Below are 15,413 nucleotides of genomic sequence, written 5' to 3'. Positions count from 1 at the left end.
TTTCAGGCTGCGTTTGTTACTTAAATATAGCAATTCAGTTTTCAGGCTGCAATTTATAGTTAATGCCCTTATATGCTAAATGCACATGGCGAGCGTTGTCGCCTTGTATTAAAAAATAATGACATTAACTATATCACGCAGCCTGAAAAATTTTTATGACACAATTATCATGATGACTTTACCCAGTAACTTAGAAAAACTCGCAACGCACAAAAAAATTCTGCTGTTGCAAGGACCGATTGGCGATTTCTTTTTAAAATTATCCCAATGGCTGCAAGCGCATGATGCACGTGTATATAAAATCAATTTAAACGGCGGCGATAGCTTGTTTTATCCCGATTCGCTGCCCGACACTTATCCTTATCAAGCCGCGTTTTCCGAATTTGGCGAATATTTTGATGACTTTGTGAAAGAGAACAACATTGACGCTGTCGTCTGCTTTGGCGATACGCGTATGTATCACCGCATTGCCTCAAAAATTTGCGCGATACGAAAAATCAGTTTTTGGGCATTTGAAGAAGGCTATTTCCGTCCACACTGGGTAACGCTAGAAGAAACAGGCGTCAATGCCTATTCCGCTTTACCCCGAGACGGCGAATGGTTCCTGAACGAATTACCCAAACTCAAGCAACAAGTCTATCAAGACCCTATACCCGTAGCAGGTGGATTTAAACCTGTTGCCATACACGCTATTCGTTATTATGCGGCGATGTTTTTTGAACAACACCGTTTTCCCGATTACCAACACCACCGCAGTGCCAACCCGTTTTACTACATCAAATCTTGGGCGCGTTCAGGCAGAAGACGTGTGTGGTACGCATTCAAAGAAGCCAAAATCGGCAAAAAAATCCGCAGGGGCGAAATGGGCAAATTCTTCATTTTGCCGTTGCAAGTCAGCACGGATAGTCAAATCCGCGTACACAGCCATTATCACAGCGTTCGCGATTGCTTAATGCACGTTATGTCATCATTTGCGATTAACGCGCCTGAAGACTGCAAGCTGATTGTGAAGCATCACCCCATGGACAGAGGCTTTATTGATTATCACCGCGATATTTGCGCGTTTATCAAAACCCACCCTAAAATGCGCGGTCGGATTATTTATGTGCATGACGTGCCGTTGCCCGATTTATTGCGACAAGGCGTAGGCATGGTAACGATGAACAGCACCAGTGGTTTGTCCGCACTGATTCACAATTTGCCTGTAAAAATCATCGGCAACGCCAGTTATGACATTGCAGGCGTAACCAGCCAAAAGCACCTCAACAAATTCTGGTCGCAGCCTGAAAAGCCCAATGCCGATATGTTTCATGCCTATCGCATGTATCACATCAATCAAACGCAGATTAACGGCAATTTCTACACAGAAGTGCGATTGCCCAAATTGCCATAACCAAACGCAGCCTGAAAAAATAGCAAATTAAAATCGCAATGATATGGCGTTGCCAACGCCCTTATGTGCCACGCCACACGGCGGGCGTTGTCGCCTTGTCTCATTTTTATTTTAATTCACTATCATTTTTCAGGCTGCGTTTTCGTGAAATTTCTTTACAATTTGCTTACAAAAGGTTAAAAATCTCACTTTTCTTTTTATCGTTTTCAGGCAGCCTTTCAGTACACGACAATTTTTTCGTAGGGTGGGTTTCAACCCACCAAATTGTTGAAATTCGGCGAATTGGTAGGTTAAAACCCACCCTACAGCAATATCCTTATTCTTTTATCGTGTACTGTAACGCAGCCTGAAAACGTATTTTTTATACTTATTTGGAGCACAAACATGAAAGTAGGATTTGTAGGCTGGCGCGGCATGGTCGGTTCAGTATTGATGCAACGCATGCGCGAAGAAAACGATTTTGCCCACATTCAAGACGCACACTTCTTCACCACATCAAACGTCGGCGGCGCAGCACCCGATTTCGGTCAAACCGACAAAGTGTTGCACAATGCCAACAGCATTGACGCACTAAAAGAAATGGACATCATCGTAACCTGCCAAGGCGGCGACTACACCAAAGCTGTGTTTGAGCCACTTCGTGCCACAGGTTGGAACGGCTACTGGATTGACGCAGCTTCCACCTTGCGCATGAAAGCCGATACTATCATCGTGTTAGACCCTGTAAACCGCAACGTAATTGACGCAGGTTTGAAAAACAGCGTGAAAAACTACGTTGGCGGCAACTGCACCGTTTCATTGATGTTGATGGCATTGGGTGGCTTGTTCCAAAACGGTTTGGTGGAATGGGCGAGCAGCATGACGTATCAAGCCGCTTCAGGCGCAGGCGCAAAAAATATGCGCGAACTAATTGCAGGTATGGGTGCAATCCACAGCGAAGTCACCACAGAACTGGCAGACCCAGCCAGCGCGATTTTGGAAATCGACCGCAAAGTGTCTGATTTCTTGCGCAGCGACAATTATCCAAAAGCCAATTTTGGTGTGCCATTGGCAGGCAGCCTGATTCCATGGATTGACGTGGATTTGGGCAACGGTCAATCAAAAGAAGAATGGAAAGGCAACGCGGAAACCAACAAAATTTTGGGCGGCGAACAACCTACGATTATTGAAGGTTTGTGCGTTCGTGTGGGCGCAATGCGTTGCCACAGCCAAGCGATTACGCTGAAATTGAAACAAGATTTGCCTGTGAGCGAAATTGAGCAAATCATCGCTTCGGCAAACCCTTGGACGAAAGTTGTGCCAAACACCAAAGAAGCGTCTATTCACGAATTAACACCAGCCGCAGTAACTGGTACTTTGGCTACGCCTGTGGGTCGTATCCGCAAGTTGGCAATGGGCGGTGAATACATCAGCGCGTTTACTGTTGGCGACCAATTGTTGTGGGGTGCAGCCGAGCCGATTCGTCGCGTGTTGAATATTGTGTTGGGTAAACTGTAAACCACAGTCATATTGCAATGGAGCGTCGGTGGCTCGCCGACGCTCCATGTCTAAAAAAAGCAGCCTGAAAACGATTTTTCAGGCTGCTTTTTCTTATTTCGCTTGCTCAGAACCCAATTTCTGCGCTTTGCGTACCAAATCCAAAAATTCCGAACGCAAACCAAATTCATTAGGTTTTGCATTACGTTTTGCCAAATCCACAATCTCCGCCCAACCCATTTTACCATTGTATTGACCGCCCTGAAGTTACTGACCATAAGCCGCCACTGCAACCGCCCATTGCGTATCACGGCTCGCTTGCGCCAACAGTTTGCTACCCACCGCAATCGCCTGTTCAATCAACAAACTATTCGGCGTATTCGTTTTTTTGTAGCGCAACTTAATGAACCCATATTCTTTCAGGCTGCCTGAAACATTCGGCACAGTTTGGTAACGCGATTCGTTCAACCAGACCTGTTTCCCTGTTGGCACAATTTCATATAACGCCGTTACGCTATGCCCTGCCCCAATATCGCCAGCGTCCGCCAGCTGCTCCATCAAATGCTCGTTATAATTGCCCGTGCCAAAACCCAAAGTCGTCAGCGACACGCCCGATTTGCGTTTTTCCGCTGCCAAATCTTTCAGCGCGTTGAAGTCCGTAACCCCCACATTAAAATCGCCGTCCATGCTGCCTGAAACATCCACCAAAAACACGAGATTGGCTGGGGGTAATTGCTTCGCGGCGATGTCTTGCGCTTTGATGCCGATGCGGATTAACTTGGCTTCAGGCTACCATGGCGAATCGGCAACTTCGGTGTGAACCGCAAACGGTTTGCCATTGCTTGGCTGCGCGTAGGCGTAGTCAAAATAATTGATTAGCTCTTCCGTGCGGACGGCGTTGTGCGGCGGCAGATGGTTGTTGTTCAGGAAACGGCGCACGTTGGCGTAGCTGCCTGTATCCACGTCTGCGCTGAATGTGGAAACAGACGTTTGTACGACTGCGTGGACAGGATTGGGCGACACTTCGCCGTATTTTTCAGTATTTTCAGGCTGCGGTACGGCAGGCATACTTCTGAGTTGTCCGTACAACATCACGCTGCTTGGTCTTGCCATGCTGACCATTGGCGCGGACATAGCCGAATCTGCCGTAGCGATAACGGACTGACGGGTATCTTTTGGCGTTGGCGTTTAGCTACATGCGGCAAGCATGGCACTGATAACGGTTAAACTGATGATTTTTTTGATGTGTTTTCATGGAGTTTTCCTTTTGTGGTTGAATGCGGTTATTGTAGCAGTTTCAGGCTGCGTTTTTGTATCTTCTGTAAAATCCGTAGGTTTGGCATTTATGCCCAACACAAACCGTTTGGATTGAAAAAATGTCGGGCATAAATGCACCGCTCTACAACTGAAAAAACGCAGCCTGAAAAAGTTTTCAGGCTGCTTTTTCCTATCGTTCCTTATTGTAAAACTGGCTATTCAAATAAGCCTGTTTCCCTTCCTGTATCAACACCAAACACACCGCCGCCAACGGCAACGCCACCAACATCCCCACAAACCCCAACAGTTGCCCAAACGCCATCAACGCAAAAATCACCCAAAACGGCGACAAGCCAATTCTATCGCCCACAATTTTCGGCGTGATGAAAAAACTCTCCAGCGTCTGCCCAACCGCAAACACTGCCCAAACCGCCACCAAGCCCGTCCACGAATCAAACTGAAGAATCGCCGCAAGTGTCGCCAGCAACAAGCCCGTGAACGCGCCCAAATACGGCACAAATACCAAAATCCCTGCCACCATACCAATCGCAAAACCCGATTCCAGTCCCGTCATCATCAAGCCCACGCCGTACACCAAACCCATAATCATCATCACCATCAACTGTCCGCGCAGAAACTCGCCCAGCACCGTGTCCATGCTGCCTGAAACACGTTTGTAAACAGGCAGATAACGGCGCGGCACAAGCGTAGTAATCCCCTGCTCCCAGCGCGACCAGTCCAACAAAAAGTAATACAGCAGCAACGGCAGCAACACCAAATTGCTCACGCTCGCCGCCAACGCTGTGCCTTGTTGCATTAAAACAGGCATGGCTTTTTGCAGACTTTGTTGAATATTTTGCGTATTGCTGCGTAGCCAAGTCGTTACCGTTTCTGTGTTCAGCGTGATGTGTTCGCCAAATCTATGGTTGAACCACGGCAGAAAATGCGTTTGCACATAATCTGCCAGCTCAGGAATGCGGCGCACAATCGTTTGAAATTGCCCAATCAACATCGGCACAATCACGAGCAGCAACGCCACAATCAGAAAAAACGCAAACAACATCACCCACATAGAAGCCCGTCCGCGCTTGATATTGTGCGCTTCCAGCGAGCAAACCAACGGATTTAAAATGTAAGCTAGCACCGCCGCCACAATAAACGGCGTCAGAATGCCGCCCAAAAAGTGAACGAACAGCACCAAAAAAGCAATCAGCGAAAAACCTGCCAGCCACGGCAGCCACAATCTTTTCTTGTTGGGTTGATACATAGTCTTCAATCAAAAAATGGAAAACTGGGATTGTAATGGAAAATGGCTTTCAGGCAGCCTGAAAATATATCTTTACCTTTTTTTCATTTGACAAACATTCCTTAACACGGCACTATAGTGTTTATTCAAACATTCAACACGAGATTCACATCATGAAAACGAACCAACATTCAAGGACATTGCCCCACAAACCCTAGTGGTGGGCAGTTTTTCTATTCAACATTACTCGGGTTTGTATCATTCGTCAGCCTGTTCACATTTGAACGGTGTGTCGTCTTAAAACGATTAGCGAATGAAACGCAGCCTGAAAACCGTGTTGAAAGAACCGTTTTCATCTATTAGCATACCCAATCGTTTTACAGCACATGATTGAAACACCGAAAAAGCGTTCAGGCTGCCCTAAGCCCGAACGCTTTTTTTCATTTTCAGGAGTTTCATTATGTCGCCAAGTCAGACACTCAACACATCAATCGCCGAAGTATCCACGCCAACCGCCGAACAAAATGCCTTACGTAAAGCCGCCATTTCCAGCTTTATCGGCAACTTTGTAGAATGGTTTGACTACGCGGCTTATGGTTATTTAGCGGCGGTTATCGCCAAAGTGTTTTTCCCAGCACAAGACACGTCTTCAGGCTTGATTGCGGCGTTTGCCGTGTTTGCGTTGTCGTTTATCGTGCGCCCATTTGGTGGCATGATTTGGGGCTTTTGGGGCGACCGCTACGGGCGGAAGTTTGCGTTGTCTTGGTCAATTATGTTGATGTCGGTTGCCACGTTTTGCATTGCTTTGTTGCCGACTTATCAGCACGTTGGCATGGCTGCGCCTGTGTTATTGCTGTTGGTGCGGTTGGTGCAGGGGTTTTCTGCGTCAGGCGAATATGCTGGCGCGTCTTCGTTTTTGGCGGAGTATGCGCCTGCAAATAAACGGGGCTTATATACTAGCCTTGTCCCTGCAAGTACGGCAACGGGTTTGCTGGTTGGTTCGCTCCTGGCGGCTGGTTTGCATAGCAGCCTGAACGAAACACAGTTGCATGAATGGGGTTGGCGGTTGCCGTTTTTGTGCGCTGCGCCGTTGGGCTTGGTTGGGCGGTATATCCGTTTGAATTTGCAGGACACGCCTGCGTTTTTGGCGATGGAAGAGAAATTGGATAAGCAGCAAAAACAGGCGTTGCCGATTAAAACGCTGTTTCAGTTGTATCGCAAAGAAATGTTGGTGGCGTGTGGTGCGGTTTCGCTCAATGCGGTGGCGTTTTACACCACGCTCAGTTATATGCCGACTTATTTGAGCGCGGAATTGCATATTGCGGAAAGTACTTCGTTTTTAGCGTCTAGTATTGCGTTGGTGGCGTATATCGCGTTCATTTTTTTGATGGGCTATTTTTCTGATGTGTTCGGGCGCAAGACAATGTTGATGATTGCGTGTTTGATGTTTATTGTGTTTTCTGTGCCGTTGTTTATGTTGCTGGAAAACTTAAATTTTAGCGTGATGTTGTTTGTGATGATTGCGTTTGGCATGATGTTGGCGATTAACGATGGCACGCTGCCTTGTTTTTTGACAGAGCTGTTCCCAACTTCGCTGCGGTTTAGTGGGTTTGCGCTGTGTTTTAATGCTGGGAATGCGCTACTGGGTGGGACTGCGCCTTTGGTGGCTACGTTGATGATTCAGTATTCGGATAGCGCGTTAGCTCCTGCTTGGTATTTGGTGGCGGTGTCGGTGGTGGCTTTGGTGGCGATTCTGTGTAGTAGAAATTTGAAAATGGAAGAATAAGTTTTCAGGCTGCATTTTATGGATAAATGCAGCCTGAAAATTTGTTTACAGATAAAACAAAACCCACTTCAAAATGAAGTGGGTTTTAAAAACTGGCACGCCCACGGGGAATCGAACCCCGGTTACCGCCGTGAAAGGGCGATGTCCTAACCGCTAGACGATGGGCGCGGAATAAAGGATTTTCTCACTGGCGCACCCGGAGCGATTCGAACGCCCGACCCTCTGGTTCGTAGCCAGATACTCTATCCAACTGAGCTACGGGTGCTATGCAAGAAAGGTTGTATAATACAGTTTAGTTTGTTTTCTGTAAAGAATTATTTTGTGATTATTTTACAATTTATTGTTTTTAAACTAAATTAAACTATTTCCAGACAATTCTCTTGCGGTCTGTGCGGCGTAATTATCCGTCATTCCACCGATAAAATCCAAAATTTTCATATACGCCTGATACAAACTGTCTTCTTTTGTAATCGGTGCGGTTTCCAATAAATCTAGCGCAAGGGTTTGTTGCGTGTTCGGGCAGCCTGAAACAATATAGTTGTACGCGGCTGGCACAAACAGAGAAAGCATGGAGTTAATACACGGAAACGCGGCAATTTCTTGCACGAGTTTGCTGCGATGGCGGAAAATTTTGTCGTGCGCTAATTGTTTGGCTGCGGCTAGGTTTTCGCTGATGTGTGGTTGTGTGGCGGCAAGCAAATCGTGATAGGCAAATTCGCCTTGCAGTAAGGCGTTGTGGTGTTGCATGAATGTGTCGGCAACGCTGTTGATGGCTTTGCCGATAGCTAGTCCGCGCAACATGGAAATTTGGCTGTGCGTGTCGGTAGTGGTGTGCTGTTTTTCAGGCTGCGCGATGGGTATGAGCAACTGTATCACTTCATTTGGGTTGAGTAAGCCTAGGCTAACTGCGTCCTCCAAATCCATTAACGCGTAACAAATATCGTCTGCGGCTTCCATTAAGTAAGACAAGGGGTGTCTTGCCCAGCAGTCTGCGCCGTTTTCAGGCAGCCGAAGCTCTTGTGCGACACGGCGGATTAAAGATAATTCAGTTTGATAAATATTGAATTTTTTGCTGCCTTTTGGGCGGCTACTTGTCCATGGATATTTGAGTAATGCGCCGTATGATGCGGCTGTGAGTCGCATGCCTCCATGGTTGCGATACATTTCTATACTGGCGGTTTGGCGCAAGCTGTGGGCGTTGCCTTCGTAGGTTTGAATGTCGTTTTGTTCGGCTGGGCTGAGTTTTTCTAGAAAATATTCGTTTTCAGGCTGCCTGAACCATTCGCGTAATGCATCTTCGCCTGTGTGTCCGAATGGTGGATTGCCAATGTCATGGGCAAGGCAGGCAGTTTGGACGGTGGTGGCGATGTCGTTTGGGCTGATGTGGCTGGGCAGTTGGTTTTGTGCTGCAAGACTAACGCCAACTTGATAACCTAAACTGCGCCCTACGCTGGCGACTTCTACGCTGTGGGTTAGGCGGTTGTGGGTGTGGTCGTTTTTGGCGAGTGGGTGGACTTGGGTTTTGCGCCCGAGTCGGCGAAAGGCGTTGGAAAAGACAACGCGGTCGTAATCGGTGTGAAAGGAGCTGCGATAGGGATTAGTTTCGCTGTGGATTGGGATAATTTCGCCGTTTTCTATTTTGAAACGGGTAGGCGACATGAGAGTTGTCCAGTCCATGATTGGGCTTTCTGTATAGCTTTTCAGGCTGCGTTTGTGTGTGAACGCAGCCTGAAAATAGGGTTAAACGATGTTTTGTGGTTTGCCTGCGACAAACTGGTTGATGTTTCCTTCTAGGATTCGGACGAGATTGCGCGTGGCTTCGTCGCTTGCCCATGCCATGTGTGGCGTAACGATTAGGTTTGGCAGAGGTTCTAGCAATGGATTGCCTTGTTTGGGTGGCTCAACGCTGAGTACGTCAAAACCTGCGCCACCTAATTTGCCGTTTTTCAGCGCGTTAATGACGGCGGTTTCATCTGCTAAACCGCCACGTTCTAAATTCAATAAAATAGCGCGGTGGTTTTGAATAAATTAAGTTCAGCTTCGCCAATCATGTTTTTCGTTTGTTCGTTGAGTGGGCACTTTAATGAAATCACGTCTGCTTGTTGTAATGCAGCCTGAAAGTCTGTGTAGCCTTCGTGAATGGTAGTGGCGTTTTTGTGTTCGCCCTAAATCACGTTTATGCCGAATGCGGCGGCTAATTCACCAATTTCACCAATGTGTTTGCCAATGTTGCCACGTCCGAAGATGGCGATGGTTTTGCCATATATGTCGCGCAGTGGTGCGCTGAAATGGCAGTAAACGGACAATTGTTGCCATGCGCCATTTTGTACGTCTTGCATATAGGCTGGCAGGTTTCGGTGTAGTGCAAGCAACATCATGATGGCGTGCTCGGCTACGCTGATTGTGCTGTATCCGCGCACATTGCAGACTGAAATATTGGCTTTTCTTGCGGCTTCTACGTCAATATTGTTGTAGCCTGTTGCGGTTACGGCAATCAGTTTTAATTGCGGATTGGCGACAAAATGTTCTTCTTTCAACACGACTTTGCTGACAATCGCTATGTTTGCGCCTTTTAATCGTTCTGAAATTTCTTCAGGCTATGTGAGTGGATATTCGATGTATTCATGTGGAAAATTAAATTTTAATGGCTCCGAGCGTAGAGCTGCTTGGTCTAAAAAAACGATTTCCATGATGTAACCTCCTGTAATTTAAATAATGGATTGATTTTAAATTTATTCAGGCTGCCTGGAAAGGGCTTTTTATGATACGCTTATGTTTTTAACACTTTTATTAAAAGGACATTCAATGGGTTTGATTATTGAAGATTTGCAAGAAGGCACTGGTGCAGTTGCGGTAAAAGGCAAAGAGATTACGGTTCATTATACTGGTCGGCTGATAGATGGTACTAAATTTGATTCTAGCTTAGACCGTCATCAACCTTTAACGATTACTTTAGGTGTGGGTCAAGTTATTCGCGGCTGGGATGAAGGTTTTGATGGTATGAAAGAGGGTGGCAAACGTAAATTGACTATTCCACCTGAGATGGGCTATGGTGCTCATGGTGCTGGTGGTGTTATTCCGCCAATGGCTACTTTGGTTTTTGAAGTGGAATTACTGCGTGTTCATGGTTAATTATCTTTAAAATGTAAAAAACCGAACTGAAAACAGTTCGGTTTTTTATTTGCTTAGTATCTTACTAATTACTCAGCAGAAGCTTTGTCTACCAATTCAACCAAAGCCAAAGGTGCGTTATCGCCAGGACGGAAGCCGCATTTCAAAATGCGAACATAACCACCGTTGCGAGTTGCAAAACGTGCACCCAATTCGTCAAACAATTTAACAACAACATCGCGATCGCGAGTGCGGTCAAATGCTAAACGACGGTTAGCTAAAGAAGGTTTTTTACCCAAAGTAATCAAGGGTTCTACTACGCGACGCAATTCTTTTGCTTTTGGCAAAGTTGTTACAATCGTTTCGTGAGTCAACAAAGAATTCGCCATATTACGCAACATAGCTGCACGGTGGCTGCTTGTGCGGTTTAATTTGCGGTTACCATTACGATGACGCATGTCATTATCCTTTAATCTTAAAGCTTAGGGCTTTTCCAAGCCTGCGGGAGGCCATGTTTCCAGCTTAGAACCTAAAGTTAAACCTTTAGAAGCTAAAACTTCTTTGATTTCATTCAAAGATTTACGACCTAAGTTAGGTGTTTTCAACAGCTCTGTTTCAGTACGTTGAATCAAATCGCCAATATAGTAAATATCTTCAGCTTTTAAGCAATTTGCCGAACGAACAGTCAGCTCTAAATCATCAACTGGACGCAGTAAAACTGGATCAATCGGAGGAGCTTTCTCTTCTTCAACTTCAGCAGGTGTGCCTTCCAAGTCGGCAAAGATAGACATTTGGTCAATTAAAATACGTGCTGCAGCACGGACAGCTTCTTCTGGATCAATAGAACCATTGGTCTCAATATCTAAAATCAAGCTGTCTAAGTCAGTACGTTGTTCAACGCGAGCTGCTTCAACATCAAAACTAACACGGCTAATGGGCGAAAAGCTCGCATCCAATTGAATGGCACCAATTTTACTCTGTTCTTTCGCATTACGACGACCAGATACTGTTTGGTAACCACGACCTTGCTCAACCTTCACTTCCATTTCAATGCTGCCATTTTCAGCCAAATGACATAAAACTTGTTCAGGGTTGATAATCTCAACATCATGCGGCAATTCGAAATCACCTGCAGTAACTGGACCTGAACCTGTCTTTTTCAAAGAAATAACCGCTTCGGTACGAGTGCCTTGCAATTTAAATACAACACCTTTGATGTTTAGCAAGATATCAACAACATCTTCTTGCACGCCATCTAAGGTAGAGTACTCATGCAAAACACCCGCAATCGTAACTTCAGTGGGCGCAAAGCCATTCATAGATGACAGTAAGATACGACGCAAAGCATTACCTAAGGTATGACCAAAACCACGCTCAAATGGCTGCATTGATACTTTAGCACGTGTAGTAGATAAAGTATCAACATCAATTTGACGAGGTTTCAAAAATTCGGTTGTGCTGTTTTGCATTTAACTGTCCCTCACTGTGCTAGCATTATTTAGAGTAGAACTCTACCACCAGCTGTTCATTAATATCGCTGTACAATTCAGCGCGGTCAGGTACGTTTTTAAATGTACCTTCCATTTTAGTGGCATCAACAGAAACCCAGCTTGGCATACCAATTTGTGCAGCCAAACCCAACGCTTCTTGAATACGCACTTGTTTTTTCGCTTTTTCACGTACTGCAACAACATCACCTGCTTTCACTTGGAAAGAAGGAATGTTCACAACTTGACCATTCACAGTCAATGCTTTGTGAGAAACCAGTTGGCGAGCTTCCGCACGTGTAGAGGCAAAGCCCATGCGGTAAACTACGTTGTCCAAACGTGATTCCAACAATTGCAGCAACAATTCGCCAGTTGAACCTTTACGACGGTCAGCTTCAGCAAAATAGCGGCGGAACTGACGTTCCAACACACCATAGATGCGGCGAATTTTTTGTTTTTCACGTAATTGCAAACCATAGTCAGACAAGCGAGGTTTTTTCGCACCATGCTGACCAGGAGCAGATTCCATTTTACATTTTGACTCTAAAGAACGACGTGCACTTTTCAGATATAAATCCGTGCCTTCGCGACGAGCCAATTTACATTTTGGGCCAAGATAACGTGCCATGCTTTACTCCTTAGATACGACGCTTTTTAGGCGGACGGCAACCGTTGTGTGGCAACGGAGTAACATCGGTGATGCTGGTAATTTTAAAACCCAGAGCATTCAGCGCACGAACAGAAGATTCGCGACCAGGGCCTGGGCCTTTAATGCGAACTTCTAAATTTTTCACGCCATACTCTTGGGCAACTTTACCAGCGGCTTCTGCTGCAACTTGAGCAGCGAAAGGTGTACTTTTACGAGAACCTTTAAAACCAGCGCCGCCAGAGGTAGCCCAAGACAATGCATTGCCTTGGCGGTCGGTGATTGTAATGATGGTATTGTTGAAAGATGCATGAACATGCACAATACCTTCACTCACGGTTTTGCGTACTTTTTTACGTACACGTGAGGCTGTGTTTGCTTTAGCCATCAATTAATTCCTTAAAAATTATTTTTTACCAGCAATCGCTTTGCGTGGACCTTTACGAGTACGCGCATTAGTACGAGTACGTTGACCGCGACAAGGTAAACCACGACGATGACGCAAGCCGCGGTAGCAGCCCATGTCAATCAAGCGTTTGATGTTCATTGTAACTTCACGACGCAAATCGCCTTCTACTTCATATTTGGCAACTTGTTCACGTAAAGCATCTAATTGAGACTCATCCAAATCTTTTACTTTAGTAGCTGGTGCAATACCAGCCACTTCGCAAATGTTCTTAGCACGAGTCGCACCAATACCGTAAATAGCTTGCAGGCCAATAACGATATGAGCATTATTTGGGATATTAACCCCTGCAATACGAGCCATATTTTTTCCTTAAAGGGCAAAAGTTTGTCAATATACCACAATAATCAAATAAATGTAAGACCAATAGCAATAAGAATCACCTAAATATTATTTAGTTGATTCTTATTCTTTCTTACATTAACCTTGACGTTGTTTGTGACGAGGGTCAGTACAAATGACGCGAACAACACGGTTACGACGAATAACTTTGCAGTTGCGGCAAATAGGTTTTACTGAAGGTTGTACACGCATGATTACTTCCTTACTGAAGAGAAAATTATCGTGCTCTAAACACGATTCGAGCACGAGTCAAGTCATATGGAGTCATTTCTACAGTGACCTTATCACCTGGAGAAATTCTAATATAATGCATTCGCATCTTACCAGAAATGTGACCCAAAACTTCATGACCATTTTCTAATTTAATTTTAAATGTTGCATTAGGTAAAGTTTCTAAAATTTCACCTTGCATCTGTATTGTATCTTCTTTAGCCATTTTACTATTACTTATCAGATAACAAATTATTGTTATTTTGTTTAATCAAGTACTCATATTTTTGTGTTACTTGGTAAGAGGCAATTTGCATACTAAAATCCATGGTAATAACAACTAAAATCAATAAAGATGTTCCTCCTAAATAAAAAGGAATCCCTAACGTTATTGTTAATAATTCTGGAATTAAACAAACCACTGTAATATATAATGCTCCAAATAATGTAAGCCGTAATACTACTTTTTCCAAATAACGTGCAGTATGTTCGCCAGGTCTTATACTTGGAATAAATGCACCACTTTTTTTCAAATTCTCAGCCATTTCTTTTGGGCTAAAAGCTAACGCCGTATAGAAATAGCAAAAGAAAATAATTGATGATGCAAATAAAATAGTATAAACAGGCTGCCCATGCTGTAATTGAGCCATTACTTTACTCACCCAACCGGTAGGATTGCTATTACCTAACCAACCCATGAACATAGCGGGAAACGTAATGATACTAGACGCAAAAATTGGAGGAATTACACCTGCCATATTTAGTTTAAATGGCAGATGAGTATTCTGATTTTGCAAAATCTGACGTTTAGCATATTGAATTGGCACTTTGCGTAAGCCACTCTCAAAGTACACAACTAAATAAGTAAGTAATAAAATACCGACAGCTAAACTAATAGCAACTAAAGGGCTAATTGCATTTTGGTTTACTAGAGTCCAAAGTTGAATAATACTAGATGGCACACCTGCAATAATTCCAGCAGAAATTAATAATGAAATTCCATTACCAATACCGCGTTCAGTGATTTGCTCTCCAAGCCACATTAAGAACATAGTCCCACCTACCAAACAAAAAATAGTAGATGTGAAAAATTCAAACTGGCTAACAACCACAACGTTTTGATGAGAAACAAAACTTGCTACTCCAAAACTCTGTGCTGCTGCTAAAAAGACAGTTGCTATCCTAGTATATTTCGTAATAGTTTTACGACCAGACTCGCCATCTTTCTTTAATGCCTTTAATGAAGGAACAATTTCTGAAGCAAGTTGAATAATAATAGATGCTGAAATATAAGGCATGATGCCAATAGCAAATATACTAAAGCGTTCAAGAGAACCTCCTGAGAACATATTTAACATTCCCAAAATGCCACTTCCTGCAACGCCTTCGTATAACTTAGCTAGGGCGGCTGCATCTACACCTGGAACAGGAACATGGGCACCAATTCGAAATACAATTAATGCACCAAGCAAAAAAGCGAAACGCTTCCTTAAATCTGGATTATTCCACAATTTTACTTTTCCTGACGAAGATAGTTGATTCGCCACTATTTATCGCCTTATTCTTCTACTTTGCCACCAGCAGCTTCAATCGCAGCTTTCGCACCTTGAGTTGCTTTGATACCTTTCAAAGTAACTGCTTTTTTCAGGCTGCCTGAAGCGATTACTTTAACCACTTCAGCATTGGCTGCAATTAAACCAGCTTGTTTCAAAGTCAATACATCGATTTCTTCAACTGCTATGGCATTCAATTCGCTCAAAGTAACCTGTGCATTGAATTTAGCTGTCAAAGATTTAAAGCCACGTTTAGGTAAACGGCGTTGCAAAGGCATTTGACCGCCTTCAAAGCCTACTTTATGGTAGCCACCCGCACGGCTTTTTTGACCTTTGTGACCACGACCACCAGTTTTACCCAAACCACTACCGATACCACGGCCAACACGGCGTTGAGCGTGCGTAGCACCTTCAGCTGGCTGAATAGTGTTCAAAAACAT

At 44.6% G+C, this 15,413-nt stretch carries 17 protein-coding genes, 2 tRNA genes and 2 pseudogenes; 4 read left to right on the top strand and 17 right to left on the bottom strand.

What is annotated here, in order from left to right:
* Window positions 1-169 precede the first annotated feature (169 nt).
* The gene (locus QEO93_RS08815) at window positions 170-1,393 is read left to right on the top strand and encodes a capsule polysaccharide biogenesis protein (protein WP_089152851.1); all 1,224 of its coding nucleotides are present in this window, start codon (window positions 170-172) and stop codon (window positions 1,391-1,393) included.
* On the opposite strand, the gene QEO93_RS08810 is transcribed toward QEO93_RS08815, so the two are convergent.
* Window positions 1,360-1,497: a hypothetical protein gene (locus QEO93_RS08810; RefSeq protein WP_157686226.1), complete on the bottom strand. Its 138-nt coding sequence runs from the start codon at window positions 1,495-1,497 to the stop codon at window positions 1,360-1,362. The two genes, QEO93_RS08815 and QEO93_RS08810, sit on opposite strands and share 34 nt — an antisense overlap.
* 280 nt (window positions 1,498-1,777) lie before the next feature.
* Between QEO93_RS08810 and asd the strand changes: the two genes are divergently transcribed.
* Entirely contained in the window at window positions 1,778-2,890 is a 1,113-nt protein-coding gene (gene asd, locus QEO93_RS08805; protein ID WP_032136354.1) for an aspartate-semialdehyde dehydrogenase, read from the top strand.
* A 93-nt stretch (window positions 2,891-2,983) separates the two neighbouring features.
* Here the strand turns inward: asd and QEO93_RS11730 are convergent.
* The 3 genes and pseudogenes from QEO93_RS11730 to QEO93_RS08795 form a co-directional block, all read right to left on the bottom strand.
* Window positions 2,984-3,961, bottom strand: a pseudogene (locus QEO93_RS11730) (YfbK domain-containing protein).
* A 96-nt stretch (window positions 3,962-4,057) separates the two neighbouring features.
* Entirely contained in the window at window positions 4,058-4,102 is a 45-nt protein-coding gene (locus QEO93_RS11625; protein WP_348651512.1) for a hypothetical protein, read from the bottom strand.
* A gap of 214 nt (window positions 4,103-4,316) precedes the next feature.
* Window positions 4,317-5,393 (bottom strand): AI-2E family transporter, encoded by a 1,077-nt coding sequence (locus QEO93_RS08795; RefSeq protein ID WP_085815399.1) that lies wholly within the window; start codon window positions 5,391-5,393, stop codon window positions 4,317-4,319.
* Window positions 5,394-5,832: 439 nt separating this feature from the next.
* On the opposite strand from QEO93_RS08795, the gene QEO93_RS08790 reads away from it, so the two are divergent.
* On the top strand, window positions 5,833-7,158 hold the full coding sequence (locus QEO93_RS08790) for an MFS transporter (protein WP_032136356.1): 1,326 nt from the start codon (window positions 5,833-5,835) through the stop codon (window positions 7,156-7,158).
* A gap of 93 nt (window positions 7,159-7,251) precedes the next feature.
* Here the strand turns inward: QEO93_RS08790 and QEO93_RS08785 are convergent.
* From QEO93_RS08785 to QEO93_RS08770, 4 genes and pseudogenes are all read right to left on the bottom strand, one after another.
* Window positions 7,252-7,326: transfer RNA gene (locus QEO93_RS08785), tRNA-Glu, on the bottom strand.
* A 20-nt stretch (window positions 7,327-7,346) separates the two neighbouring features.
* Window positions 7,347-7,423, bottom strand: a tRNA-Arg gene (locus QEO93_RS08780).
* Between the two features lie 86 nt (window positions 7,424-7,509).
* Window positions 7,510-8,835, bottom strand: a complete 1,326-nt coding sequence (locus QEO93_RS08775) for a deoxyguanosinetriphosphate triphosphohydrolase (protein ID WP_085815398.1) — start codon at window positions 8,833-8,835, stop codon at window positions 7,510-7,512.
* A gap of 63 nt (window positions 8,836-8,898) precedes the next feature.
* A pseudogene (locus QEO93_RS08770) lies at window positions 8,899-9,746 on the bottom strand (D-2-hydroxyacid dehydrogenase).
* A 217-nt stretch (window positions 9,747-9,963) separates the two neighbouring features.
* Between QEO93_RS08770 and QEO93_RS08765 the strand changes: the two are divergent.
* A complete protein-coding gene (locus tag QEO93_RS08765; protein WP_032136383.1) occupies window positions 9,964-10,290 on the top strand; it encodes an FKBP-type peptidyl-prolyl cis-trans isomerase in 327 nt (108 codons plus the stop codon).
* A 68-nt stretch (window positions 10,291-10,358) separates the two neighbouring features.
* On the opposite strand, the gene rplQ is transcribed toward QEO93_RS08765, so the two are convergent.
* From rplQ to rplO, 9 genes are all read right to left on the bottom strand, one after another.
* On the bottom strand, window positions 10,359-10,727 hold the full coding sequence (gene rplQ, locus QEO93_RS08760) for a 50S ribosomal protein L17 (RefSeq protein ID WP_032136358.1): 369 nt from the start codon (window positions 10,725-10,727) through the stop codon (window positions 10,359-10,361).
* Between the two features lie 24 nt (window positions 10,728-10,751).
* The gene (locus tag QEO93_RS08755) at window positions 10,752-11,738 is read right to left on the bottom strand and encodes a DNA-directed RNA polymerase subunit alpha (protein WP_032136359.1); all 987 of its coding nucleotides are present in this window, start codon (window positions 11,736-11,738) and stop codon (window positions 10,752-10,754) included.
* 25 nt (window positions 11,739-11,763) lie between these two features.
* On the bottom strand, window positions 11,764-12,384 hold the full coding sequence (gene rpsD / locus QEO93_RS08750) for a 30S ribosomal protein S4 (RefSeq protein WP_032136360.1): 621 nt from the start codon (window positions 12,382-12,384) through the stop codon (window positions 11,764-11,766).
* A gap of 10 nt (window positions 12,385-12,394) precedes the next feature.
* On the bottom strand, window positions 12,395-12,790 hold the full coding sequence (rpsK, locus tag QEO93_RS08745) for a 30S ribosomal protein S11 (RefSeq protein ID WP_002216249.1): 396 nt from the start codon (window positions 12,788-12,790) through the stop codon (window positions 12,395-12,397).
* 18 nt (window positions 12,791-12,808) lie between these two features.
* Window positions 12,809-13,171: a 30S ribosomal protein S13 gene (rpsM, locus tag QEO93_RS08740; protein ID WP_032136361.1), complete on the bottom strand. Its 363-nt coding sequence runs from the start codon at window positions 13,169-13,171 to the stop codon at window positions 12,809-12,811.
* 117 nt (window positions 13,172-13,288) lie between these two features.
* Window positions 13,289-13,402 carry a 50S ribosomal protein L36 gene (rpmJ, locus tag QEO93_RS08735; RefSeq protein ID WP_002642304.1) on the bottom strand — a complete coding sequence of 38 codons (114 nt, stop codon included), beginning with the start codon at window positions 13,400-13,402 and terminating at the stop codon, window positions 13,289-13,291.
* 25 nt (window positions 13,403-13,427) lie between these two features.
* Window positions 13,428-13,646 carry a translation initiation factor IF-1 gene (gene infA, locus QEO93_RS08730; RefSeq protein ID WP_002642305.1) on the bottom strand — a complete coding sequence of 73 codons (219 nt, stop codon included), beginning with the start codon at window positions 13,644-13,646 and terminating at the stop codon, window positions 13,428-13,430.
* 7 nt (window positions 13,647-13,653) lie between these two features.
* A complete protein-coding gene (secY, locus tag QEO93_RS08725; protein ID WP_032136362.1) occupies window positions 13,654-14,967 on the bottom strand; it encodes a preprotein translocase subunit SecY in 1,314 nt (437 codons plus the stop codon).
* Between the two features lie 11 nt (window positions 14,968-14,978).
* Window positions 14,979-15,413, bottom strand: a complete 435-nt coding sequence (gene rplO, locus QEO93_RS08720; RefSeq protein ID WP_032136363.1) for a 50S ribosomal protein L15 — start codon at window positions 15,411-15,413, stop codon at window positions 14,979-14,981.

Source organism: Kingella negevensis, from assembly GCF_030177895.1.
GTDB lineage: Bacteria > Pseudomonadota > Gammaproteobacteria > Burkholderiales > Neisseriaceae > Kingella_C > Kingella_C negevensis.
The sequence above is the reverse complement of the archived record's forward strand: the minus strand, read 5'-3'. Positions and strand labels throughout refer to the sequence as shown.